The organism is Paenibacillus sp. BIC5C1, from assembly GCF_032399705.1.
Classification (GTDB): Bacteria; Bacillota; Bacilli; order Paenibacillales; family Paenibacillaceae; genus Paenibacillus; species Paenibacillus taichungensis_A.
Window position 1 is genome coordinate 1,881,602 of record NZ_CP135922.1, and the last position, 24,903, is coordinate 1,906,504.

Genomic DNA, 24,903 nt, shown 5'->3' on the forward strand with positions numbered 1-24,903 from the left:
ATCCGAAGATTCCTTTTTCATTGCTCTTTACAATTAGCCAGTTCTTCGGCAAAATGATTCTGAGACAAGTATGGATAAACGGAGGAATAAGATGCGTTTACGTGGCAGAAAAGGGATTCGTGAAAATCTGGAGCAACAAGTTGACCTCGTTGTTCTTGATCCCAAACAGTACAAAGGAAAATGGTCTGAACTGTTTGGCAATGACCATCCGATCTTTGTGGAATTTGGCATGGGTAAAGGTCAATTTATCAGCCAAATGAGTTATAAATATCCGGAATTTAATTTTATCGGTATTGATATGTATGATGAATTGGTACGTCGTGCCAGCGAGAAGGCCCGGAAAGCATGGAGTCAGGCAGAAGTGGAGACACCACCCAACTTGAAGCTGGCGCTAGCTAATATCGAACAGATTGAAGATGTATTTGAACCGGAAGAACTGGAACGGATTTATCTGAACTTCAGTGATCCTTGGCCGAAAGCCAAGCATGCACGTCGTCGTTTGACACATCCACGTTTCCTGAAGAAATATACGGAATTGCTTAACACTAAAGGACAGATTCATTTCAAAACAGATTCGGAAACATTGTTTGATTTCTCTCTCAATGCGATTGCCGACTTTGGTCTGCAAATGACTAATTTGTCCCTGAACCTGCACCGTGATGGATTGAATGAAGAGCATGTCATGACAGAGTATGAGCAGAAATTCATGGGCAAAGGCATGAACATTCACCGGGTTGAAGTCATCGTTGGTGAAGAGGCCTTGCGCGAGTATCAACAGATCCGCTTGGACAAGTATAAAGTTCGGGAAGCTGCGGACGAGTCTGGCGAAGATCAAGAGTAATACTATAAAAAAGCGTGATATGCATCTGGCTACCAGACGCTCATATCACGCTTTTTTTGCTATTTTGGATGAACTAAACCTCATGCAGTTACTTGTGGATGACCGTTTTATTTCTGCTAAAGTTCCGAATGAAGCTCCTTACGTCGATAATCGTTGGGAGTAACCCCGTTAAATTTCTTAAACATTCGATAGAAATAAGAACTGTTGGTGAATCCGGTTTGCTCAGCAATATCAGCTACAGAGTTTTCCGTCTCAATGAGCAGAAATTGCGCTTTGGCTATGCGAGTCTCGTTAATAACATCAGTTAGACCTTTTAACGTTAGTTGTTTATAGAGTCTGCTGACATAGATGGGTGACATGGCTAGTTCATCTGCAATTGAGGTCAGACAAAGATTGGTGTTTGCATAATCTCGTTCAATAATGCAGTTAATTTTGCGAATGAGTTCTTCATGTTTAAGCGTTCTTTTTTCCTCAACTTTGGATCCAAGCTCGTCGAACATGCGATAGAAGTGAGCGTGAACTTCACTGAGATCCTCGGCATCATGGATCGGGAGCATTGAACGATCGGAGATGGATTCAAGTGTAAGCTGGTTGTTCTTTTTGAGTGTGTTTCTTACATGATTCAGAGTCATGGTCAGATGGGACAGAGCCAGTTGAAATACGGTAAATGGATAGGTTGCCGTTTCACTCACGATGTCTGCATAGACCTGTTTGGCTTCGCCTGTCTTGCCTGTCATCAGGCAATCAATCAACTGTCTCTCTTTTCCAACAGGGAAAGCATATTCTTTTGCATGGTACGCCATGATATCCGAGGTATAAATTAGGCATCCAGAGCCCATGAACAAACGATGAAGAGAAGCTTCTGCTGATCGGGTATAAGAAGCAATGCTGTTTTCCAGTGAATCTTCCGCTGGTCCGATAGTAAATGAAATGGAACATTTTAGATGTGTCATCACGGCAGCCTGCATCATGCGCAGCAGGTCCTCAATGGGGCTATGCTCATAATCAGCTTCATCCTGAACTTTATCATTAAAGATAAGTGTGATCAGATCGCCGCCCATATCGACAGCTTCGGTGTGGTAGAAGAGATCAGCCGTCTCCGTACAAATGTTCATCATCGCATATTTTATAAGTTGGACTTCATCCCGGTAGGTATCACTGAAATCGGTAAAATGATCAATACGAAGCAGTACGAGCCTGGTTAGACAATGAACATTAACAGAAGAGCCATAAAACTTCATTCGGTCCTCCAGCATACCTCCTGTTACCGTTTCCCGTCCTTGCAAAGCCCCACGCAGAAAATCCTGTCGCAAAAGGTGCAGACTGCCACGACGCTCTGCTTCCATCACACGCATACGGACAAGCACTTTATCAATGGGATGATATAGCTTCCGGGAAACGAGGTAGGATAAGAGCACTCCCGCAATTAACAGCCCAAGACAAAACAGAACGGTGTGTGTCCGCATATTACGAATATCTGAGGTGATTAGGTCATAAGGCGTGATTCGTACATAGCGCCACCCGAGGTTATCAGGAGCGGTGTAGGTAATCAGTGACTTTTTTTCATCAACCTCTGCGGTAAAGTAGGCGGAATGCTCCTTGTTTTCCAGAATTGGCTGCATAAACGTTTCATTGGACAAATCTTTCATCAACGCTCGATTGCTGAAATCGGACAATAACTGTCCCTGTTCATTGATAATAAACGTTTTCCCTGGCTGATCGGCTGAGTTCATATTGGGACTGAGCCAGTCGTCCTTAATATTTACGACAACAGCATAATTCAGTGTAGCATTGTCATTGATCGTGTCGTAACAGAGGTACGTATAACTGCTGACCTGGGTTTCTTCGGTGGAGCCAACCTGGTATGTACGCGGAATGGGGACAAAAGGTTTGTATTCATGGAATCGGTCGAGGATGCTTGTAATCCCCTGATCGTCAATTTCCGAGATGGACTGTTGTCCATTGCGAACTTCATTTGAACTGATAAAGAACTCATCATTTTTGGAGTTATATACATAGATGGATTCGATAAAAGGGAGGGACATGCGATAGTTGTCGAGTTGTTCCATCGCGGACGTAATTTCATAGATACTCGGATTCGAATAGAGCAGCAAGGCAGAGATGGTGTAATCCTGATAAATCTGATAAGACAGTGATTTGGCGGTCTCGGTCATCTTGGAGACTTCCCGACTGGTCTGGGTAAGACCATTCATATCTGTTCGGTAGACCTGGCGAAGGGCAATACGATTATAGTTGACGTACAAAATGGTAGAAGCCACAAGCAAAGTGGCAACGGTGCTAACAATAATGCCGATGAGAATCCGTGCAAACACCTTCTGGCTGTCCTCTGAACGTTTGCGCATGACCTTTCCTCCCGTGGACCTCCTGTTTTGGATGAACAAAGTTACACTTCATAGCGAAGAATAAGACTTCATATATGGGCGTAGTGAATCACGGATGTATCTTGAATTATATATTATGTATGCGTTTACATCAACGGAGAACGGCATGCTATGCCCGATTTCCTTAGCTAAAGTTCAACTTTCGCTTTATTGTTCACTCCGTTCAACCTATGCACGATATCAACTTTTGTGAACGCTCAGGCATCATTTCAGTGTTCGTTCATATTGTTCATATTCCGTTTCGCAGAATCGTTCATGATCTGGCCGAATGATTCAGTATCCGGTAGCGCTTAGGGCATCTACAATAAAAACAGAGCTCCACTGCGCGCCGCGCCGTAAGAAATTCGGGAGGGATCGAGCCATGCTCAAAGAATTGAACAAAAACAAAATCATGTTTCTGATGCTGCTGCCTACACTGATCTTTTTTCTGATTAACTCGTATTTTCCGATGGTCGGCATTTATTATGCGTTTACCCGTTATGATTTTGAAGGTGGTTTGTTCGGCAGCCCATTTGTTGGACTGGAGAACTTCAAGTTCCTGTGGCAATCCGGAATGCTGCTGAAGCTGACAACCAACACGGTGGGGTACAATCTGGCCTTCATTATATTAGGAAACGGGCTAGCAATCTTCTGTGCGATTTTGCTCAGTGAAATTCGGGGGAAAATGTTTAAGAAAATTACGCAGTCGGTTATGTTTTTACCGTATTTCATCTCGTTTGTTCTATTAAGTGTAATCGCTTACAACATGTTCAACTATGAATCCGGTTTTGTGAACACCGTACTCAAACGTTTTGAGGCAGGTCCAATCGATATTTACAACACACCCTGGATATGGGTGTTCCTGATCATTATTTTTTATCTGTGGAAAAATCTCGGGTATAGCATGGTAATCTACCTTGCAGCCATTACAGGGATCAGTGATGAGTACTACGAGGCCGCCCGGATTGACGGGGCGAATATCTTTCAGCGTATTTGGTACATCACCGTCCCGATGCTAAAACCGACTTTTGTCATCCTGTTGTTATTCTCGCTCGGGAGCATTATGAAGGGACAGTTTGATCTCTTTTACCAACTCATTGGAAACAACGGTGTCTTATATAACGCTACCGATATCATCGATACGTATGTGTATCGTTCCCTGAAAGTGACGTTTGATATCGGAATGGCTACTGCGGCTGGTCTGTATCAATCGCTGTTCGGTTTTATCCTGATCATGACCGTCAATTATATCATCCGTAAAGTGAATGAGGATTACGCATTGTTCTAAAACGCCTATTGGCAGAAGGGAGACCTACTATGCATACTCGTGCCCGAGATACGGAATTCACCTTGTTGTTTCAAATCATCGCTTACAGCATGATCCTGATTCTTTCCTTAATTTGTATCATTCCTTTTCTTTTGATTTTATCAGGCTCATTTAGCAGTAACGAATCTATTGTAAGAGATGGGTATCACCTCTTTCCCACCGATTTTTCTCTGGAAGGTTATAAGATGGTGTTCAAATTTCCGACCCAGGTGCTCAAAGCTTACGGCGTGACGGTATTTACAACCGTTGTAGGTACGGCCCTTGGACTATTTCTTATTACGATGGCGGGATTTGTACTGCAACGCAAAGATTTCAAGTATCGGAACGCTTTCTCATTTTTCATCTACTTTACAACCCTCTTTGGCGGGGGATTGGTTCCTTGGTACATCATGTTGGCAAATTATTTCAATCTTACGGACACGTATACGGTATTGATTTTTCCGGGACTGATGACGCCATTTCTCATTATCCTGATGAAAAACTTCATTCGTTCAGCCGTTCCGGATGAGCTGATTGAGTCCGCCAAAATCGATGGAGCAAATGACTTCCGTATTTATTTTAGCGTAGTACTGAAACTGGCGATGCCCGGCATTGCCACTGTAGGGTTATTTCTGGCACTGGGGTACTGGAATGACTGGTTCACCTCATCCTTGTTCATTAACAACCCTGATATGTACCAACTGCAGTTCTATCTATATAACACCATGAACACGATTACCTTCATTGACCAGATGGCGATTGGTACCGGCATAACACTTAGCCAGGATGTACCTACCGAATCAACCAAAATGGCGATGGCTATTGTAGTTACTGGCCCGATCTTGTTCCTGTATCCATTTGTACAGCGTTACTTTGTCAAGGGTCTTACCATTGGTGCGGTGAAAGGTTAGAACGTGGCACGCGCTGTGGGTGCAGATGCGGGATAGCTGTCTGTCCGTCTGCGTCTGAACCATGGCGAGTCTGCGCTAACATATAAGGTTGACCACAAAAAGGGAGGATGCGTATGCGTAACAAAACAATTCGGCACCTGTCTATGGTACTTGCCCTGATGTTGTTTGCCGGGGTGCTTGCCGCATGTAATAACGGTTCGGGGGGATCTGCGCAAGGAAGTGAGCAGGGAGGTTCTTCTGAAAACAAAGGGGAGAAGGTTACACTGCAATTCTACATGCTTGGAGATGCACCGAAGGATCTGCCAGTGATTGAGTCGGAAATCAACAAACTGGCTGAGGCCGACCTGAACGTCAATGTAAAATTTAACTATACCTCGTGGACAGACTGGGATCAAAAATACAAATTGCTGCTATCCTCCGGTCAACCGATTGATTTGATATTTACCGCGGATTGGACGTTCTATCAGTCCTATGCGAAAAAAGGAGCATTCCTGCCTCTAGATGAACTATTGCCTAAGGCAGCACCTGCACTCAAAGCTTATGTACCTGATGACATGTGGAACGCGGTAAAAGTCAACGACAAGATTTACACTGTACCATCGACATGGACTGAATATGTTACTGAGGGTATTGCGTACCGTGAGGATTTGCGTGAGAAGTACAATCTGCCCAAACCGGAATCTCTGGAGACACTCGAAGCCTATCTGGAGGGAATCAAAGAGAATGAACCCAATATGATTCCAATTGCAGATAGCAATGCGAACCATACCCATGGCATTCGACAATTGACATCCAAGCTGGTGAATACGGCAGGTCAGCTGCCTTATGGTTTGGATATCATGTATGACACACCATCCAATATCACTTCCTATTGGGGGTCTGCACAGCATCTGGAAGACCTGAAAACGTACAAACGCTGGATGGACAAAGGCTTTTTCCCGAAAAACGTGCTGAATGTAAAAGATACGTCCAACTCATTGCTGCAAAATGGGAAATCGGCTGTTGTACTGTCGGGTGAGAACCCGAACAAATTTAATGCGGATGTGATCAAGGTTCAGTCTACTCACCCGGATTGGAAACTCGGTTATTTCCCTTACCCGAATGCCAAAGGGTTTGCGCAACCAGTTCACCCGATCCACAATGGTTTTGCAATTCCGCGCAGCAGCAAAAACCCGGAGAAAGCACTCGCATTCTACGAGAAACTAGTTACCGACAAACGTTATAACTGGCTTACCGAATATGGTGTGGAAGGCAAGAACTTTGAAGTTCAAGACGGTTATTATAAAATGGTGGGCGATGCCCAGACCAATGGATTCCCGCGCGAAGGCATGAATGGTTGGGCTTGGCGTAACCCGGAATTCATGCTCTATGATAAGAGCTTTGATGATGTGCTGGCTATTTTCAAAGAGCTGGACAAAATGAAAAAGCCGGATATCTTTACTGGTTTTGCTGAGGATTGGACGCCATACCAAGCTGAGAAAGCTGCACTGGAGCAGGTTGAAAAGCAGTATCTCTATCCGTTGAATGTGGGATTGGTGGATGATGTAGAAGCGGGTCTGAATACATTTATGGAAAAAGCCAAACAGGCAGGCCTTGAGAAGATCCAGACTGAGTACACCAAGCAGTGGCAGGATTACTTGAAGTCAGCTGGTATTCAATAGTTTGTACTTTTCTTCATATTAAAAAAAGGTGCCTTCGATTCGAAGGCACCTTTACTGTGTATATGCAGGCTTGTTTGAAGTCGTTACAGTCCGGCTTGGTCTGCCGAGTAGGGACGCAGGTCCAGTAGGTCGATAATACTTTGTGCGCTCTGCATGGGGTGATACTTGGCAATCTGCGCCATGTGGCGTTTGCGTTTGCGAACAATGTCAGGGTAGTTATGAAGCAGTTTATTCATCCATTTTACAACAACGTCAAGGGAAGTAATGGCCTCCCCCAAACCTCGTGCGGTGAAATACTGAACATTTTCTTCTTCCTGACCCGGTATCGGATTATGGAACAGCATGGGGATTCCTTTTGCCAATCCCTCACTGCATGTCATTCCGCCAGGCTTGGTGATCAGGAGATCAGATACTTCCATTAATTTGTCCACTTCATTGGTGTAACCGATGATATGAATATTATCTTTTTGATACAACGGATTCTGTTCCATGCTGATACGGCTTTTGTCATTGCGGCCAAGACAGAAAATAATCTGAACATCCTCATGCCAGCGTGTCAATAATTGGTTAACCACTTCATCACTAAGCATTCCCCAACCACCGCCCATGACAAGCACAGTAGGCATGTTCTTCAAATTAAATTTGCCTCGGATCTCATCCCGCCCTGGATGTTCCCAAAAGTTGGGGTGGATCGGAATGCCGGTAACCCGAATTTTGTCTAAAGATACACCCCGCAGCATTAATTTGGACTTTACCTCATCTGTAGAAACAAGATACAAATCCACTTCTGGGCTAATCCATGTCCCGTGCGCGTCATAATCGGTGATGACTGTACAAAGTGGAACCTGCACACCCAGACGTTTCAATCTGGATATGACGGCACTGGGAATAGGGTGGGTGCATACAATGACATTCGGACGAAGCTGACGGACAATACTGCGTGTATGGGTATAAAACAGTTTGTGCAACGCGAGTGTAGTCAGCCGGTTCAAGGATTTTTTATATTGGTGCTTGTATACATACCCGATGAGCTTGGGCTGGTTAATGACCGTTTTTTTGTACGCTGTAATGATGAGTGGTGCTACTCTGGGGTTCAGAAAACTCCCCAACTCAAGCACTTTGGTTTGCACATTCGGCGAAAGTTTTCGCAAACTGCTGGACAGCGCATATGCCGCTTGAGTATGACCAGCGCCAAAGCCTTCAGATAATAGTAATACTCTTTTTTTCTCCACGCTTGCTTCACCTGTTCCTGCTAGGTTTTCCTTAGTCTAACATATTCACATTATGTCCATAAAGCAACTGTTGCAAGTGCGACTAAAGTACCGATCGTAGCACCTGCGAGCACATCTGAGGGATAGTGTAATCCCAGGTAAATTCGTGAAAATCCGACAATTAATGCAACAGGGAGTAACAAGAGCAACAGGAACGGCTCCATCGTCATAAAAGGAACCGTAACTGAGAATACCGCAGTAGTATGCCCTGAAGGGAACGAATGGTCCGTCAGGGGATTGCGAAACGTAATCGTATCCGGTAGGGCCAAATAAGGCCGAATGCGCGGATACAGTTTTTTGGCGATTGCTACGGGAATGTGGCTAACCGCTAGAGCGATGCATGCCTGAAGTCCTGTTGTACTCCAAGGAGCGGGAGCCAGCAGCCAAATTAGTAAGGATACTGCAATAGAAGAAGTTGCTCCTCCCAGATGGGTGAAATAATACAGCCAAAAGTTCATAAATCGATTATGAAGTCGACCATTAATCCACATAAATACATTTCGATCATACTCTTGGAACTTTACGAATAAACGGCTCATATTGGCCTCCTGCCAGTCAGGCCCCATGTTGGCGGCAGTATTTCCGGTAAATTTCTGTGTCCGGTTTCGTCCTGATTAGTATATAACCGTTTTTTCGTGAACTTGAGGTTATTTCAGGTATATGTTTATCATATTTTTAAATGTTGTCCTTTTCAAGAAGAACACATGTGAAGAAGGTAAAATTCATGTTAAAGAGTGGATATGCACCCAACTTAACTTTTTGACTCGGACGATCTAAAAAAGATACAATGATTCAACATGGCTGAAATGTGGTTAAAAAAATGTGAGTTTAAGACTGAACTTTTTGAGGTCTGTTTACGTTATTTGATATAGAGCCTCTGTCGATATGTATCAGCCTGATGAAAAAAGCAGGGACTTTAGAAATAAAAATCAAGTAAACGGCTGAAAATAAGATATAACAGGCATGAATGCGAGGTTGGAGTATCACGAGGTGCCTATTCAGCGTTTAAAGTTCACATTTCTGCTTCAGGAAGTGGAATTGCGGTTTTGACAAATGGCTGAAAAGAATACAAAATCGATAAAGCAGCCAACTGGCATCAACCATGCTTGAAACATTGTCTGAAATATTTGCGTAGTAAACAAAAGAACAGGGTCATATTCTGCGCATCACAAAAAAATAAAAAGTGCAGAATCCAGGAAGAGAAACGACTTAAAGTAATCTGGTTTTGAAAAAAAGGGGGTAACAGAGAACGATGTTGGACGCTATATTCGTCACGATGCAGGTCATTCTGGCACTGCTAGCCGTGTACCAATTCACGTTTTCGCTGTTCGGTCTGATTAAGAAAAAGAAAAAGAAACACTATCCGGCGACAAAGTCTTTCGCTGTACTCGTCGCAGCGCACAATGAGGAACAAGTTATTGGTGCTTTGATGGAGAACTTGAAACAGCTGGATTACCCGGAAGATCTGTATGATGTGTTTGTCATTTGTGACAACTGTACGGATGGAACGGCTCAAATTGTAAGACAGCATGGATTGAATGCTTGTGTACGTACAAATGCTGATCTCAGAGGTAAAGGGTATGCCATCGAATGGATGCTTAAATACCTGTGGAAATTGCCACGCCAGTATGACGCAGTTGTCATGTTTGACGCGGATAACTTGGTTGACCGTAACTTCTTGCTCGAGATGAATGATGATTTGTGCAATGGTTCGCGTGTAATTCAAGGATACATCGATACGAAAAATCCTGAGGATTCCTGGATCACTGCAGCTTATGGCGTATCTTACTGGTACATCAACCGTCTGTGGCAGTTGTCTCGTCATAATTTGAATATGGCGAATTTCCTGGGAGGTACTGGAATGTGCTTCGAGACCAACCTGCTGAAGGAAATTGGTTGGGGCGCTACAAGTCTTGTTGAGGATTTGGAGTTTACGATGCGCAGTGTTCAGCGTAATGTATATCCTGTCTTTAACTATGATGCCAAAGTGTTTGATGAAAAGCCGTTAACCTTTAAAGCTTCAGCAAGACAACGTCTTCGCTGGATGCAAGGTCACTTTACAGTTGCACGTAGATATTTCTTCCCGCTGCTGTGGCAGAGTATCAAGGAAAGAAGCTTGGTGAAATTTGACCTTGCTGTGTATGGAGCAAACGTGTACGTTGTTTTGCTTACGTTCCTGATGACTGCTGTCCTGTGGGTGGATACTGCGATATTCAGTGGTCCACATATCGCAAACATATACGGGTACTTCCCGCTTTGGGTAGGATTCGTAGCGATTGGTCTGAATGTCCTGACATTCTTGTTGTCGATGGCGCTAGAAAAGGTTACTTTTGCCAAAGTGTATCTGTACCTAATCTTGTTCCCGATTTACCTTCTTTCATGGTATCCAATTACGTTCTACGCGTTCTTTACGCAGAACAACAAACAATGGAGCCATACCCAGCATACACGTGTTGTACGTTTGGATGAGGTGCAGAGTAAGCAGGGATAATGAATGATTGACTTGGATAAAAGCATTTTTGAAAAAAACATTGTAGAAACGTTGACAATGATTTTGCAGGATGTTATAGTATTCAAGTGCGTTAAATGAATAGCTATGGAATCACAAGTAGAAGTCCGACTTCTCACCTGATCAACAAACATGTTGGCTGGTCAACGATCCCAATAATTTATGAAGTGTTTACTCATGAAGAATTGTGTTGATTACAGGGATGTCGGTAGCTTAACCGGCATCCCTTTTATTTTTGTGTAACAGGATATTCAAAATGACCTGGAGGTGGACGGTTATTAGTAAAGATCACATGATTAATGATGAGATTCGGGCGAAGGAAGTACGCCTTGTCGGAGCTGAAGGAGAACAAATTGGGATCACGCCGATTCGGGAAGCACTGCAAATGGCGATTGACCTGAACTTGGACCTGGTCAATGTGGCACCACAGGCTAAACCGCCGGTATGCCGCATCATGGACTATGGCAAATTCCGCTATGAGCAACAAAAGAAAGACAAAGAAGCCCGTAAGAACCAGAAAATTGTTGACATTAAAGAAGTATGGTTCCGTTCCAATATTGAGGAGCATGATTATCAAACGAAGCTTCGTAATGTAGTTAAGTTCTTGAAAGAAGGCGACAAGGTAAAATGTTCCGTTCGTTACCGCGGACGTGAAATTGCGCATGCCGCCATTGGTCAACGGATTTTGGAACGCGTTAAGGTGGAAGTTGCAGAACTCTGCACCATCGAACGTCAGCCAAAATTGGAAGGCCGCAGTATGATCATGATTCTGGCTCCTAAAGCCTGATAACATTGGAGGAGGAAACACAAAATGCCTAAAATGAAAACACACAGCAGTTTGAAAGGACGCTTCAAAATTACCGGTTCCGGTAAAGTCCTGCGTTACAAAGCTCACAAAAACCACTTGCTTTCCCACAAATCCAAACGTGCTAAGCGCGTTCTGAACGGTAACCCAGTTATGGCTGCCGGGGATGTTAGACGTTTGAAACAAGGTTTGGCTAACTTGAAAGGCTAATTCTAATTAGTACATTCCGTATGGGGGATCGGCTACGGCCGTACACATACCACGGATACATTTATATTTATTTGGGAGGTTCTTTAATATGGCAAGAGTAAAAGGCGGTTTTGTAGTACGTCGTCGTCATAAAAAGGTTTTGAAACTGGCAAGAGGTTATTTCGGTTCCAAACACCGTATTTTTAAAACAGCTAACGAGCAAGTAATGAAATCCCTGGTTTACGCATACCGTGACCGTCGCAACACAAAACGTAACTTCCGCAGACTGTGGATCGTTCGTATCAATGCTGCAGCACGTATGAATGGTTTGTCTTACAACAAACTGATCCATGGATTGAAACTTGCTGGAGTAGACATGAACCGCAAAATGTTGGCTGATCTGGCCGTTAACGACATCAATGCGTTCAACTCTTTGGCTACTGTAGCTAAAGGTAAAATCAACGCTTAAAATTGTTTATGCAAGCCGCCGTACCTATGGCGGCTTTTTTTACGGCTTAAAGAGTGTTCTACTCCAAAGAGTCAGGTTGTGCGAGGCGAATATGCTGCAGCCTATAGGGACACAATGAAAGCATGTAACGGGTGAATAACAGGCTGTGATAATACATAAAATACGAACGTTGAAATAATGCAAATGAAAACAGATGAATTCCACATCTTTCTAGGAAGTGTGATATGTTTTTGTTATATAACATCACATCGTTGTAACGTTAGCGTGTTAAATCGTTAAATTATTAAGCGCTTTCAATAAAAAAAGAGCAAAAATAAGTGAGATTTGGTGATGAAACATCTGGATTTTACCACGGGTTGAATGTATAATCACCTCTAGTAGGCTAGTCCTAAAATTTCTCTTCAAGTCATAATGTTCGGTTTTTCGACAGGTGACACAATCATTAAGGGTAAGAATGCGCTTATAATGTCGAATAAACCATACATTCTGCATAAAAGCCATATTATCGATCTGTTGATCCGATCCATTTTGGCCTGGACAGGAATTAGGTATATATCATTAAGGGGGAACAAGAGAAATGAAGAAGATGCTCAGCTTGTCTTTGGTCATGTTGCTGGCAGTATCGGTTATGCTCGCAGGTTGCGGTAGCAAACCGAAAGAGGAAACAAATGCCGGAGGAACTACAGGTGGCGAAAACACTGAAGCTAAATCCGATTTGAAAATCGGTATGGTTACTGACGTAGGTGGAGTTAACGACAAATCGTTTAACCAATCCGCTTGGGAAGCTCTGCAAGCAACTGAAACTGAAACAGGTGTAGCTGTTAAATACCTGCAAAGTAAATCCGATGAAGAGTACATTCCAAACCTGAACGAGTTCGTTAAAGGTGGATATGATCTGACTTGGGGTATCGGCTTCCAATTGGCTGATGCGATCAAGACTGTAGCTGAACAAAATCCTGATTCCAAACTCGCGATCATCGACAGTGTTGTTGATGCTCCTAACGTTAAATCGGTAACATTTGCTGAAGAAGAAGGTTCTTACTTGGTAGGTGTTGTAGCTGGTCTGACAACTAAATCAAACAAAATTGGTTTTGTTGGCGGTATGGAAAGCCCACTGATCAAAAAGTTTGAAGTAGGTTTCAGAGAAGGCGTTAAAGCTGTTAATCCTAATGCTGAGTTCATCTCCAACTACACAGGTGCATTTGATAAGCCTGACCTTGGTAAAGCAGCAGCAGCTACACTTTACAACAAAGGCGTAGATATCATTTTCCACGCTTCCGGTGCTACTGGTAATGGTGTGTTCAACGAAGCAATCGCTCGTAAGAAACAAGGTCAAGACGTTTGGGTTATCGGTGTAGATAAAGACCAATCCCTGGAGTTTGGTGATGATGTAACACTGACTTCCATGATCAAAAAAGTAGACGAAGCTGTTAAGCGCGTAAACCAAGAAATCATCGATGGTACATTCAAAGGCGGAGCTGAGAACCTGACTTTGAAAGAAAACGGTGTAGGTGTCGCTGATACTTCTACGAAAAATGTTTCTGCTGATATCCTTGCAAAAGTGGACGAATACAAAGAAAAAATCATCAACGGCGAAATCAAAGTTCCTACAGAGTAATCTGATTCTGCTGTAAAATGAATAATCATCGAGGCCGGTCTTGACCGGCCTTATGATTGTCAGAGCAGGAAAATTTGCTCAGGTCATCATAACAATTGTACAAGCTTTGCATTATGTGCTTGGGCATTAGCCCATGGTAAAAGCGAGAAGACTTCGTATCAACGCTCCGGTAGGAGCTTTTCTTAAGATTATGGAATGCAGAAGTTTCGGTGAAACTGAAGGATTCGATGATCCTAAGAAAAAGTACCGCTAAAATGCGGTCATCTTCCTTGAATAAACGTCGATAGACGTTTTTCTTACGTTTGCGGAACCACACTATATCAGGTATAAGGGTGATTACATGGGTGCAGCAACCCCCGTCGTTGAGTTGAAACAAATCACGAAGCGTTTCCCAGGCATTGTTGCCAACGACGCCATCAGCCTTCAGCTTCGTAAAGGCGAGATCCATGCTCTACTGGGCGAAAACGGCGCTGGTAAATCAACGTTGATGAATATTGTCTTTGGTCTCTATCAGCCGGATGAAGGTTCCATTGAAGTGAATGGCAAGCCTGTCATCATCGACAGCCCTAACAAAGCAATCGATCTTGGCATCGGCATGGTGCATCAGCACTTTAAGCTAGTACAGCCGTTCACGGTAACAGAGAACATTATTTTGGGATCTGAACCAAGGAAAGGTCTCAACATTAATTATAAAAAAGCTGCTGCTGAAGTGCAGCGTCTGTCTGAACAGTATGGACTCAAAGTAAATCCGCATGCCAAAATTCATGACATTTCCGTCGGAATGCAGCAACGTGTTGAAATTGTAAAAACGTTGTATCGTGGTGCAGACATTCTTATTTTTGACGAGCCTACTGCTGTATTAACACCTCAGGAAATCAAAGAACTGATGGTAATCATGAAAAAATTGGTGGCCGAAGGCAAGTCCATTATTCTGATTACACACAAACTGAAAGAAATCATGGAAATCTCCGATACGGTGACGATTATTCGTCGTGGTAAAGTGATTGATTCAGTTATAACATCAGAAACGAATCCGAATGAGTTGGCAGAAAAAATGGTTGGTCGCAATGTCACGTTTAAAGTGGACAAAAAGCCAGCTACTCCAGGAAACAATGTGCTTGAAGTTAGCAAATTGACCGCCAAAAATAAAGAAGGTATCTCGGTTCTGAACGAACTCAACCTGAATGTACGTGCAGGAGAGATTGTAGGAATCGCAGGTGTTGATGGTAATGGACAGAGCGAACTGATTGAGGCTCTTACCGGACTGCGTAAAGTGGATAGCGGTTCGATTCGCCTCGAGGGTAAAGAACTGTCTAATCATTCTCCGCGCCATATTTCGGAGTCAGGTGTAGCGCATATTCCGGAAGACAGGCACAAACATGGACTTGTCCTAGATTTTTCTGTGAGTGAAAATATCGTCCTGGAATCATATTATAAAGCTCCTTATACACGTAAAGGGTTCCTTAACTTCGATGCGATCAAGAAGCAAGCGAAGCGTCTTGTCGAGGCATTTGATGTGCGTACACCAAGCATTGAAACGAAGGCCCGCTCCTTATCGGGAGGGAACCAACAAAAGGCCATTATCGCACGTGAAGTTGATAAGAACCCTGAGTTGCTTATTGCTGCGCAGCCAACTCGTGGTCTGGATGTAGGTGCTATTGAGTTTGTTCAAAAACAATTGATTGCACAACGTGATCAGGGCAAAGCGGTATTGCTGATCTCATTCGAGCTGGATGAAATTATCAACGTATCCGACCGAATTGCTGTCATCTATGAAGGACAGATCGTGGGCGAGGTGCTGCCGGAAGAAACCAATGACAGGGAGCTCGGCTTGATGATGGCGGGCAGCACCCAAAAGAGAGGTACTGTGCATGAATAACGTATTAAAATGGTTTACCCGTGATTCATTTATATTACCTATTGTAGCCATCATTATGGGTCTGATCCTCGGTGGTATTGTCATGCTGATCGGCGGATACAACCCGATCGAAGCGTACAGTGCATTGTTTACGAAGGTTTTCGGAGACATGTACAACTTTGGTGAAGCAGTCCGGGAAATGACACCACTGATTATGACAGGACTTGCATTTGCATTTGCAGCACGCGCAGGACTGTTTAATATCGGGGGAGAAGGACAATTTCTCGTCGGTATGACTGCGGCGACTTTTGTAGGCGTAAAGTTTACAGGTCTGCCAATCTATATTCATGCTCCGCTGGCTTTGATTGCCGGTGCGGTATTTGGTGGTCTGTGGGCAGCGATTGCCGGTTACCTGAAAGCAGCACGTGGGGTTAACGAAGTTATCAGTAGTATCATGCTGAACTGGATTGGTCTGTATCTGGCCAACCTGATCGTGCGCCAATTCCTGCTGTTAAAAGGTGAAAATCGTTCGGTGGATATCAGTGATACCGCTTCGATTAGTCTGACATGGCTTTCGGAGCTGATGGGTAACTCTCGTGTTCACATGGGAACATTGATTGCTCTTGTCATGGCTGTGCTCTTTTATATTTACATGTGGAAAACCAAACAAGGGTACGAGATTCGTGCTGTAGGATATAACCCGAATGCGGCAGAGTATGCGGGTATGCATGTCAATCGCAATATCGTTAAAGCAATGTTTATCAGCGGTATGCTTGCAGGTCTTGGTGGTGCATTCCAGGTACTCGGGGTGTTCCAATATCAGACCGTTATGTCGGGCTCGCCGGGAACAGGTTTTGACGGCATCGCGGTTGCACTGATTGGTTTGAATCATCCGTTTGGTGTGTTGCTGGGTGCTTTGTTATTCGGTACGCTCACTTATGGATCTGCGGGAATGAGCTTTGCTGCGGATGTACCGCCCGAGATTATTCGGATTGTTATCGGTTCGATTATCTTCTTCATTGCGGCACAAGGCATCGTGCGCTGGGTACTTAAACCGTTCTATTCCAAGCGCAAGAAAGAGAAGGTGTTGTAGATGGACTTGTTGACAATTGGGCAAATTATCAATACGACGCTTGTCTTTGCCACGGCATTGATTTTTGCATCCCTGGGCGGGATTTTCTCGGAAAAATCCGGTGTGACCAACCTTGGACTTGAAGGTTTCATGGTATTTGGTGCGTTTGCAGCGGGAATTGCTGCGCATTATGCACAAGAAGCTGGCATGGGCGGGACGACGTCTGCCTGGATGGGGATTTTGTTCGCGGTTGTGCTGGGTGTAGTGGTTTCACTGATCCACGCGGTTGCCTCCATTACGTTTAAGGCTGACCAAATTATTAGTGGTATCGTCATTAACTTTCTGGCAGCAGGAAGCACACTCTATCTGGTAAAGTTACTGTTTGAAGGATCAGGCGATTCACCATTGGTACAAGGATTCAGCAAGTTTGATGTGCCACTGTTAAAGGATATTCCTTTGCTTGGGGAAGCTTTCTTCAAGAATGTGTACCCGACAACATATCTGGCTATTCTATTCGTCTTTCTGACGTATTACATTATGTACAAAACCCCGTTCGGTCTTCGTCTTCGCTCGGTTGGTGAACATCCAAGTGCTGCGGATACCGTAGGTGTTAAAGTGCGTCGTTACCGTTATGTTGGGGTGATGATTAGTGGTGCGCTGGCTGCTATTGGTGGAGCTGCAATCACGCTGACTACGACAGGCACATTCTCCCATAATACCGTTTCCGGTCAAGGTTACATTGCGATTGCTGCGATGATCTTTGGTAAGTGGAATCCGATTGGTGCCTTTGGTGCGGCTGTGTTCTTTGGTTTCTCACAAGCTATCCGAAACTATGTGCAGCTGTTCGAATGGTCTCAAAGTATTCCCCAGGAAATTATTTATATGCTGCCTTACCTGCTCACCATCATCGTGCTCGTTGCGGCTGTTGGACGTTCTTCTGCTCCGTCCGCACTCGGGGAACCGTATGATCCGGGGAAAAGATAACGACAGAATTATGTTTTCCCACATAATGTTTTACCTAAAAAGGTTCGCCTCGTGCGAATCTTTTTTTTTGTTTCACAAGAAAAATATCAGATTATTAGCTTTCTTAACTGTCATAGAGAAGACACCCATATTTTCATTTAGGGACAAAGAAACAGGCGAAGCCAGCTCTGGACGAATACACTGTTTTGAACGATCCGAGGAGGAGGGGAAAGTATGAAACAACATGTTACGCGTGATGAAGCGATGAAACTAATAGGCAAAAATATTGTCGCGATCAAAAAAGACGGTACTCGGGTAACCGGAAGATTGTTGAAAGTATCGGGTAATAAATTGGTGCTGAAACGTGCAGTTGGCAAAAAAGTACACACCAAAGCCATTTTGCCATTGGTATTATTTGATTTACTTGCCATCGCTACGCTTCCTTATGCTTACGGCCCTGGCCCTGGATTCGGTTTTGGTCCAGGTGTTGGCCCGGGATATGGCCCGGGACCAAAACCAGGCCCAGGGTATGGCCCGGGATTTGGTCCCGGATATGGACCAGGCCCTGGATTTGGCCCCTATGGACCAAGACCACCGGGTATTTTCTAGACCGATTTATAGCGTTTTTTCCAATTCGTAACAGCGGCTTAACATAATGTATCGAATGGTGCTGTATCCATTTTTCTGGTAAAATCGAAGACCTTTGGTATTGCCTTCGTCCACCATCACTTTGGATCTTTTGCAACCACGAGATGCCGCAAAATTTTCCGCTTTGAGCAGCAAGGTCTGACCGTATTTCTTTCGCTGTTCTTTTGTGGCAACAGCCATCATATCCACATACAGCAGTTCACCGTGCATGAGAAAATGGATGAATGCGACGGCTTCGTTGTCAGGATTCGATGAGACAACAAAGGTCATGCCCCTGTTCATTCGCAGGGGTATTTCTTTGCGTATTTTATTGATTTCACTTTCACTCATATGAGATAGAGGAACAAGTTGAGAGTCAATCAGCCTCATTATGGCGGCATCATCCAGCTTGGATTTGCGTTGCCGAATCACCATCGGAAGCCTCCTTTCAGGACCAGTCGTGCTGCTCGTATATCCTATGCCTGAGGGAAGTTGAAAGGTGACTGAATGAAGCATTGGGATTGGGGTAACGTTAAAGATGGAGAATGAAGGATTAGGGGCGTTCTGAATTTTTATACAAAAGGGGTATTGACTTATCGGTTGGAGGAATCATATAATGTTCCTAACATTTAACGAGAATATTTCATCGGCTATGAAGAGGACGAAGTTTTAAGGGCTCTTTTGCTCAGAGAGTGGCTGGAATTGCTGAAACCACCACCATTACCCCTTATATACGAGCTCACCTCGGAGCTGTTTTCCTGAAAAGCATTGGATGTCACTCCACTCGCGTATTAGGGAAAATCGTATGTCTGCGTTACAGACAACAGGTATGGAGAACGGGTATGTCCGTTTGATCTATCGTTTTTTGTACCTGGTAAGGTCCGTTATTGCGAAATTTCGGACAAAGTTGGGTGGTACCACGGAAGCAACAACCTTTCGTCCCTCGCAAGCATAAACTTGTTTGCAGGGATGGAAGGTTTTTTTTGTAACTTTAAATGTCAGAATGATGTAAATTCCGAGAGGAGGATGACTGATGGGAGCTCAAATTCCAGAAGTACGATCGACAGATGAATTACGTGAAAAATGGATGAAGCCGGAGGTCATTAGCGGTTCCGAAATTCTGCTGAGAAGCTTGTTGCTGGAAGGTGTAGAGTGTGTTTTTGGTTACCCGGGCGGCGCAGTGTTGTACATTTACGATGCGATGTATGGTTTCGAGGATTTCAAGCACGTGTTAACCCGTCACGAACAAGGCGCCATTCATGCAGCTGACGGATATGCACGGGCGAGCGGAAAAGTGGGTGTCTGTATCGCTACCTCCGGACCTGGAGCAACGAATCTGGTTACGGGTATTGCAACAGCGTATATGGATTCCGTACCACTCGTAGTCATTACAGGGAATGTAATTTCCAGCCTGATCGGCTCAGATGCTTTCCAGGAAGCGGACATTACCGGAATCACAATGCCAATCACCAAACATAGTTACCTGGTAAAAGACGTAGAAGATCTGCCACGTGTCATTCATGAGGCATTCCATATTGCGAATACAGGTCGTAAAGGTCCCGTATTGATCGACATTCCGAAGGATGTATCAGCAAACAAAACGTTGTTTGAACCGATGACTGAACCTGTTATATTGAGAGGGTACAATCCACGGACAGTGCCGAACAAACTTCAGGTTGATCGTCTGGCTCAGGCGATTCAGGAAGCTGAACGTCCGATGATTCTGGCAGGTGGCGGTGTAGTTTACTCCGGTGGACACGAAGCGCTGTTCGAATTTGTGGAGAAGACAGGCATTCCAATTACCACAACACTTCTCGGACTTGGAGCATTCCCAAGTGGCCACGAATTGTGGACCGGGATGCCGGGGATGCACGGAACATACACCTCCAATCAGGCGATTCAACAATCGGATTTGCTGATTAATATCGGCGCTCGCTTCGATGACAGGGTAACAGGCAAGCTGGACGGATTTGCTCCACATGCCAAAATTGTGCACATTGATATTGATCCGGCTGAAATTGGCAAAAACATCGCAACCGACATTCCAATCGTTGGTGATGTGAAGACGGTTCTCGAAATAGCGAACAAAGAGGTTCAACGTGCTGAACGTGCGGATGCATGGAGAGATCAGATCAAACAATGGAAACAAGAGAAACCTTACAGTTACACAGATTCAGACGAAGTATTAAAACCACAGTGGGTTGTGGAAATGCTGAATGATACAACCAAAGGTGAGGCAATCGTCACTACGGACGTTGGACAGCATCAAATGTGGGCAGCCCAGTATTACAAATTCAACCAACCGCGTTCATGGGTAACCTCGGGTGGACTGGGAACGATGGGTTTTGGATTCCCTTCTGCAATTGGAGCTCAAATGGCCAACCCGGACAGACTCGTTATTTCCATCAACGGTGACGGTGGCATGCAGATGTGTTCTCAAGAACTCGCGATTTGTGCCATTAACAACATCCCGGTGAAAATTGTTATTATCAACAATCAGGTACTTGGAATGGTACGTCAGTGGCAAGAGATCATCTATGAGAACCGATATAGTCATATCGATCTGGCAGGAAGCCCTGATTTTGTAAAACTTGCTGAAGCTTATGGTGTAAAAGGATTGCGTGCAACCAACAAGGAAGAAGCCGAGCGTGCTTGGCAAGAAGCCCTGGATACACCAGGACCAGTCGTTGTTGAATTCGTAGTACGCAAGGAAGAAAACGTATATCCAATGGTTCCGCAAGGAGCAACAATCGATCAAATGCTGATGGGGGATGCTGAGGAATGATAAGACATACAATTTCGATATTGGTCAACGATCAGCCTGGCGTCCTGCAGCGGGTATCAGGGTTATTCGGTCGACGGGGATTCAACATTGAGAGCATCACGGTAGGTCAATCCGAGGAGCCGGGTTTGTCCCGGATGGTCATTGTGACGATCGGTGATGACAAGACGTTGGAACAGATTGAAAAGCAACTCTACAAAATCATCGATGTCATCAAAGTGGTTGATTTCAGTCTGAAACCTATGGTTGCCCGTGAACTTGCTTTGATTAAGGTGAAGGCAGAGCCATCCGAACGTCCAGAAATTCTGGGTGTGGTGGAGACATTCCGCGCATCTGTTGTAGATGTTGGTCCAGGCAGCTTGATTGTACAGGTGGTCGGAGATACGGATAAAATTGATGCGATGATTGAATTGCTTAAGCCATACGGCATTCGCGAACTGTCACGCACAGGTGTAACTGCATTGGTACGAGGGAACGTTTAAACAATTTTATTGAAAAAAAAGCATGGTCTGATGCTATCAACGAAACGACAAAGGTGTGTTAGCAGCATTAAGCTGAGAAATACCGTTAATCTTAGATGAGTGCCGGTCCCATACAAGTTGCAATTTAACATTTTAGTGATGTAACGCTTGACAATATAGCCACACACCCGCATTAACGGGCGGGTGTCTGAACGGATCGGATCAGACCAGAGACGCTAAAGCAGGAAAAGCGTGCCGGTCCCTTGAGACACCCGCTCATTAATGAAGGGTTCTTTACAATACAAAGGAGGACTTATAAACATGCCAGTAACTACTTATTATGAACAGGATGCAGAGCTTAGCGTATTGAAAGGAAAAACGATTGCGGTCATCGGTTACGGTAGCCAGGGCCATGCCCAAGCTCAAAACCTGCGTGACAGTGGATTGAACGTAGTCATCGGACTTCGTGAAGGTACATCTTTTGACACTGCAAAAAATGACGGATTTGAAGTTCTGTCCCCGGCTGAAGCAACTAGCCGTGCAGACGTAGTTCAAATTTTGCTGCCTGACGAAACACAAGCTTCTGTATACAAAAACGAAATCGAACCAAACCTGAAAAAAGGCGCTGCATTGCTCTTCTCCCACGGTTTCAACGTTCATTTCGGTCAAATCGTTGCTCCAAAAGACAGCGATGTATTGCTGGTAGCTCCTAAGTCCCCTGGTCACATGGTACGTCGTACCTACGTGGAAGGATTCGGTGTACCGGGCCTAATCGCAATTGAGCAAGATGCAACAGGTAAAGCAAAAGATATCGGTTTGGCTTATGCCAAAGGTATCGGTTGCACTCGTGCAGGGGTTATCGAAACTTCCTTCCGTGAAGAAACAGAAACAGACCTGTTCGGTGAGCAAGCTGTTCTGTGTGGCGGTGTAAGTGCCCTGGTAAAAGCAGGATTCGAAACATTGACAGAAGCGGGTTACGCTCCTGAAATGGCATACTTTGAGTGTCTGCACGAATTGAAATTGATCGTTGACCTGATGTATGAAGGTGGACTTGCTAGCATGCGTGATTCCATCAGTAACACTGCGGAGTACGGTGACTATGTAACTGGACCACGCGTAGTAACTGAAGATACGAAGAAAGCAATGAAAGCAGTCCTGACAGATATCCAACAAGGTAAATTTGCACGTGACTTCATCCTGGAAAACCAATCCGGCCGTGCGTTCCTGACAGCAACTCGTCGCAACGAAGCTGAACACCCAATCGAAGTGGTTGGCGGACAATTGCGTGAGATGATGCATTGGATCAAGAAGTAAGCATGCACTTTTAAGGTAATCTAGTAAACTTACAGCTTAACCGGGAATAGCGGCCGTGCATATGCGTGTGCCGCTATTCCTGGTTTAGAGGAACATAAAATACAAGTCTAGGAGGTGCGAGGCGTGCGTAAAATCTATGTATTTGACACAACGCTGCGTGATGGAGAACAATCCCCGGGGGTCAATCTGAATACTCGTGAAAAGGTGGAAATTGCGCACCAGCTCGAGCGGCTTGGTATTGACCGGATGGAAGCCGGTTTCCCCGCAGCCTCTCCAGGCGATTTGGCGGCAGTTAATGCAGTAGCCAAAGCGGTCAAAAATGTTACCGTCATTGGCTTGTCCCGATCCAGAGAGCAGGATATCGATGCGGTGAAAGAAGCGTTGAAGGGCGCTCAAGACCCGTGTATTCATATCTTTTTGGCAACTTCCCCCATTCATCGTCAGCACAAATTGCGCATGGATCGAGCCCAGGTTCTTGATACAGCTCGTTCCGCAATTCGTTATGCGAAAAAAACTTTTTCGAAGCTCGAATTCTCGTTGGAGGATGCAGGTCGTACTGAGTATGATTTCCTCGTTGAGATGGTGAATATGGCTGTGGAAGAAGGAGCAGCTGTTGTAAACATCCCGGATACGGTGGGATATCTGAGCCCATATGAGTACGGTAATATTTTCAAACATCTCAAGGAGAATGTACACAACATTGATAAAGTGCAGCTGAGTGCACACTGTCATAACGATCTGGGGATGGCAACTGCCAACACGCTTGCAGCCATTCTGAATGGAGCCGATCAAATTGAGGGCACCATTAACGGAATTGGTGAACGTGCAGGTAATACTGCGATTGAAGAGATCGCCATGGCACTCGAGACACGTCAGGAATTTTTCCAGGCGAAAACTTCGCTGCAACTTTCTGAAATTGCTCGGACCAGTCGTCTAGTGAGTCGTTTGACGGGTATGGTTGTGCCTGGAAATAAAGCGATTGTTGGTGCGAATGCATTTGCACACGAATCCGGAATTCACCAGGATGGCATGCTGAAGGAGAAAACAACCTACGAAATTATGACGCCAGAGACTATTGGTCTGAAGGAAAGCAAGCTCGTATTGGGTAAACACTCGGGGCGTCATGCATTCCGTGAGCGCCTGATTGAGTTGGGTTATGAACTGGAAGATGAAGCATTGAACCGTGCTTTTGCCCAATTCAAAGATCTGGCTGATAAGAAAAAAGAAGTAACTGATGAGGATTTGCTGGCGGTCATTGAAGAGAAATTGCAGGATGCACCTGAGGTGTTTAAACTGGAATCGATCTTTGTGACGTATGGTGATGAATCCACTCCAACGGCTAAAGTTCGTATTGCTACACTTGATGGTGATACGGTGGAACAACAAGCAGAAGGAAATGGATCGGTAGATGCCATATATAATGCGATTGATCAAGTGAGCGGAGAAGAAGTAACGTTATCCGACTACTCAATCAAATCTGTTACGCATGGTAAAGACGCATTGGGAGAAGTACACGTCGTACTTACTCAAAACCAAATATCTGTACAAGGACGCGGTGTAAGTACTGATATTCTGGGTGCCAGTGCACGTGCTTATGTCGATGGATTGAACAAATTGATTGAGAAACGCAAGACCTATACGGATCGCGTTAACGTGAACCTATAACACATCATTTGCAGCAAGCAAAGCTCTTCATTGGACTGGAATTCGCCTGGCTGGAGAAGCTGGGATGTAGTTCCCAGCCCTATGTATTGTAGTTCAGTGAGGTACATAAAAAGTCTGACCCTCAAGATTTGAGGGTCAGACTTTTTTGTTGTTACGTATAGGATAATTGCATTTTATTAGAGTATTTCCATTGAAAAGAC

Annotated in this window: 21 protein-coding genes; 17 read left to right on the forward strand and 4 right to left on the reverse strand. The window is 44.6% G+C overall.

The window, feature by feature from the left end:
• Positions 1-91: 91 nt before the first annotated feature.
• The gene (trmB, locus tag RS891_RS08680; RefSeq protein ID WP_113051602.1) at positions 92-841 is read left to right on the forward strand and encodes a tRNA (guanosine(46)-N7)-methyltransferase TrmB; all 750 of its coding nucleotides are present in this window, start codon (positions 92-94) and stop codon (positions 839-841) included.
• A 116-nt stretch (positions 842-957) separates the two neighbouring features.
• Here trmB and RS891_RS08685 read toward each other — a convergent pair whose 3' ends face one another.
• Positions 958-3,204, reverse strand: a complete 2,247-nt coding sequence (locus tag RS891_RS08685; RefSeq protein ID WP_315795099.1) for an AraC family transcriptional regulator — start codon at positions 3,202-3,204, stop codon at positions 958-960.
• A gap of 400 nt (positions 3,205-3,604) precedes the next feature.
• Between RS891_RS08685 and RS891_RS08690 the strand changes: the two genes are divergently transcribed.
• The 3 genes from RS891_RS08690 to RS891_RS08700 all read left to right on the forward strand — a co-directional run bounded on the left by RS891_RS08690 (position 3,605) and on the right by RS891_RS08700 (position 7,100).
• Entirely contained in the window at positions 3,605-4,510 is a 906-nt protein-coding gene (locus RS891_RS08690) for an ABC transporter permease (protein WP_113051604.1), read from the forward strand.
• A gap of 89 nt (positions 4,511-4,599) precedes the next feature.
• Positions 4,600-5,439, forward strand: a complete 840-nt coding sequence (locus RS891_RS08695; RefSeq protein ID WP_371121667.1) for a carbohydrate ABC transporter permease — start codon at positions 4,600-4,602, stop codon at positions 5,437-5,439.
• Positions 5,440-5,546: 107 nt separating this feature from the next.
• Positions 5,547-7,100: an ABC transporter substrate-binding protein gene (locus tag RS891_RS08700; RefSeq protein WP_397333602.1), complete on the forward strand. Its 1,554-nt coding sequence runs from the start codon at positions 5,547-5,549 to the stop codon at positions 7,098-7,100.
• Positions 7,101-7,183: 83 nt separating this feature from the next.
• Here RS891_RS08700 and RS891_RS08705 read toward each other — a convergent pair whose 3' ends face one another.
• The gene (locus tag RS891_RS08705; protein ID WP_113051607.1) at positions 7,184-8,332 is read right to left on the reverse strand and encodes an MGDG synthase family glycosyltransferase; all 1,149 of its coding nucleotides are present in this window, start codon (positions 8,330-8,332) and stop codon (positions 7,184-7,186) included.
• Positions 8,333-8,382: 50 nt separating this feature from the next.
• Complete coding sequence (locus RS891_RS08710; RefSeq protein WP_063564190.1) at positions 8,383-8,910, reverse strand: phosphatase PAP2 family protein; 528 nt, start codon at positions 8,908-8,910, stop codon at positions 8,383-8,385.
• A gap of 713 nt (positions 8,911-9,623) precedes the next feature.
• Here RS891_RS08710 and RS891_RS08715 point away from each other — a divergent pair.
• The 9 genes from RS891_RS08715 (at position 9,624) to RS891_RS08755 (ending at position 18,463) form a co-directional block, all read left to right on the forward strand.
• Complete coding sequence (locus RS891_RS08715) at positions 9,624-10,862, forward strand: glycosyltransferase family 2 protein (RefSeq protein WP_099854876.1); 1,239 nt, start codon at positions 9,624-9,626, stop codon at positions 10,860-10,862.
• Positions 10,863-11,172: 310 nt separating this feature from the next.
• Positions 11,173-11,667, forward strand: coding sequence for a translation initiation factor IF-3 (gene infC, locus RS891_RS08720; protein WP_024628309.1), 495 nt, complete (start codon positions 11,173-11,175; stop codon positions 11,665-11,667).
• Positions 11,668-11,691: 24 nt separating this feature from the next.
• A complete protein-coding gene (gene rpmI, locus RS891_RS08725) occupies positions 11,692-11,895 on the forward strand; it encodes a 50S ribosomal protein L35 (RefSeq protein ID WP_017689665.1) in 204 nt (67 codons plus the stop codon).
• Positions 11,896-11,983: 88 nt separating this feature from the next.
• Positions 11,984-12,343 carry a 50S ribosomal protein L20 gene (gene rplT, locus RS891_RS08730; protein WP_017689664.1) on the forward strand — a complete coding sequence of 120 codons (360 nt, stop codon included), beginning with the start codon at positions 11,984-11,986 and terminating at the stop codon, positions 12,341-12,343.
• Positions 12,344-12,920: 577 nt separating this feature from the next.
• Complete coding sequence (locus RS891_RS08735) at positions 12,921-13,961, forward strand: BMP family lipoprotein (RefSeq protein ID WP_090895113.1); 1,041 nt, start codon at positions 12,921-12,923, stop codon at positions 13,959-13,961.
• 340 nt (positions 13,962-14,301) lie between these two features.
• A complete protein-coding gene (locus tag RS891_RS08740) occupies positions 14,302-15,840 on the forward strand; it encodes an ABC transporter ATP-binding protein (protein WP_064639494.1) in 1,539 nt (512 codons plus the stop codon).
• The gene (locus RS891_RS08745) at positions 15,833-16,912 is read left to right on the forward strand and encodes an ABC transporter permease (protein WP_091001078.1); all 1,080 of its coding nucleotides are present in this window, start codon (positions 15,833-15,835) and stop codon (positions 16,910-16,912) included. Before RS891_RS08740 ends, RS891_RS08745 begins: the two co-directional genes overlap by 8 nt.
• The gene (locus RS891_RS08750; RefSeq protein WP_113051608.1) at positions 16,913-17,875 is read left to right on the forward strand and encodes an ABC transporter permease; all 963 of its coding nucleotides are present in this window, start codon (positions 16,913-16,915) and stop codon (positions 17,873-17,875) included.
• A 213-nt stretch (positions 17,876-18,088) separates the two neighbouring features.
• Positions 18,089-18,463, forward strand: coding sequence for a hypothetical protein (locus tag RS891_RS08755; protein WP_113051610.1), 375 nt, complete (start codon positions 18,089-18,091; stop codon positions 18,461-18,463).
• 6 nt (positions 18,464-18,469) lie between these two features.
• On the opposite strand, the gene RS891_RS08760 is transcribed toward RS891_RS08755, so the two are convergent.
• Entirely contained in the window at positions 18,470-18,913 is a 444-nt protein-coding gene (locus tag RS891_RS08760) for a GNAT family N-acetyltransferase (protein ID WP_113051737.1), read from the reverse strand.
• 601 nt (positions 18,914-19,514) lie between these two features.
• On the opposite strand from RS891_RS08760, the gene ilvB reads away from it, so the two are divergent.
• The 4 genes from ilvB to RS891_RS08780 all read left to right on the forward strand — a co-directional run bounded on the left by ilvB (position 19,515) and on the right by RS891_RS08780 (position 24,703).
• Positions 19,515-21,266, forward strand: coding sequence for a biosynthetic-type acetolactate synthase large subunit (gene ilvB, locus RS891_RS08765; RefSeq protein ID WP_113051611.1), 1,752 nt, complete (start codon positions 19,515-19,517; stop codon positions 21,264-21,266).
• A complete protein-coding gene (gene ilvN / locus RS891_RS08770; RefSeq protein ID WP_076289931.1) occupies positions 21,263-21,745 on the forward strand; it encodes an acetolactate synthase small subunit in 483 nt (160 codons plus the stop codon). The genes ilvB and ilvN overlap by 4 nt, the downstream gene beginning before the upstream one ends.
• Before the next feature lie 300 nt (positions 21,746-22,045).
• On the forward strand, positions 22,046-23,038 hold the full coding sequence (gene ilvC / locus RS891_RS08775; protein WP_315795100.1) for a ketol-acid reductoisomerase: 993 nt from the start codon (positions 22,046-22,048) through the stop codon (positions 23,036-23,038).
• Between the two features lie 123 nt (positions 23,039-23,161).
• The gene (locus RS891_RS08780; RefSeq protein WP_113051613.1) at positions 23,162-24,703 is read left to right on the forward strand and encodes a 2-isopropylmalate synthase; all 1,542 of its coding nucleotides are present in this window, start codon (positions 23,162-23,164) and stop codon (positions 24,701-24,703) included.
• The last annotated feature ends 200 nt before the right edge of the window (positions 24,704-24,903 follow it).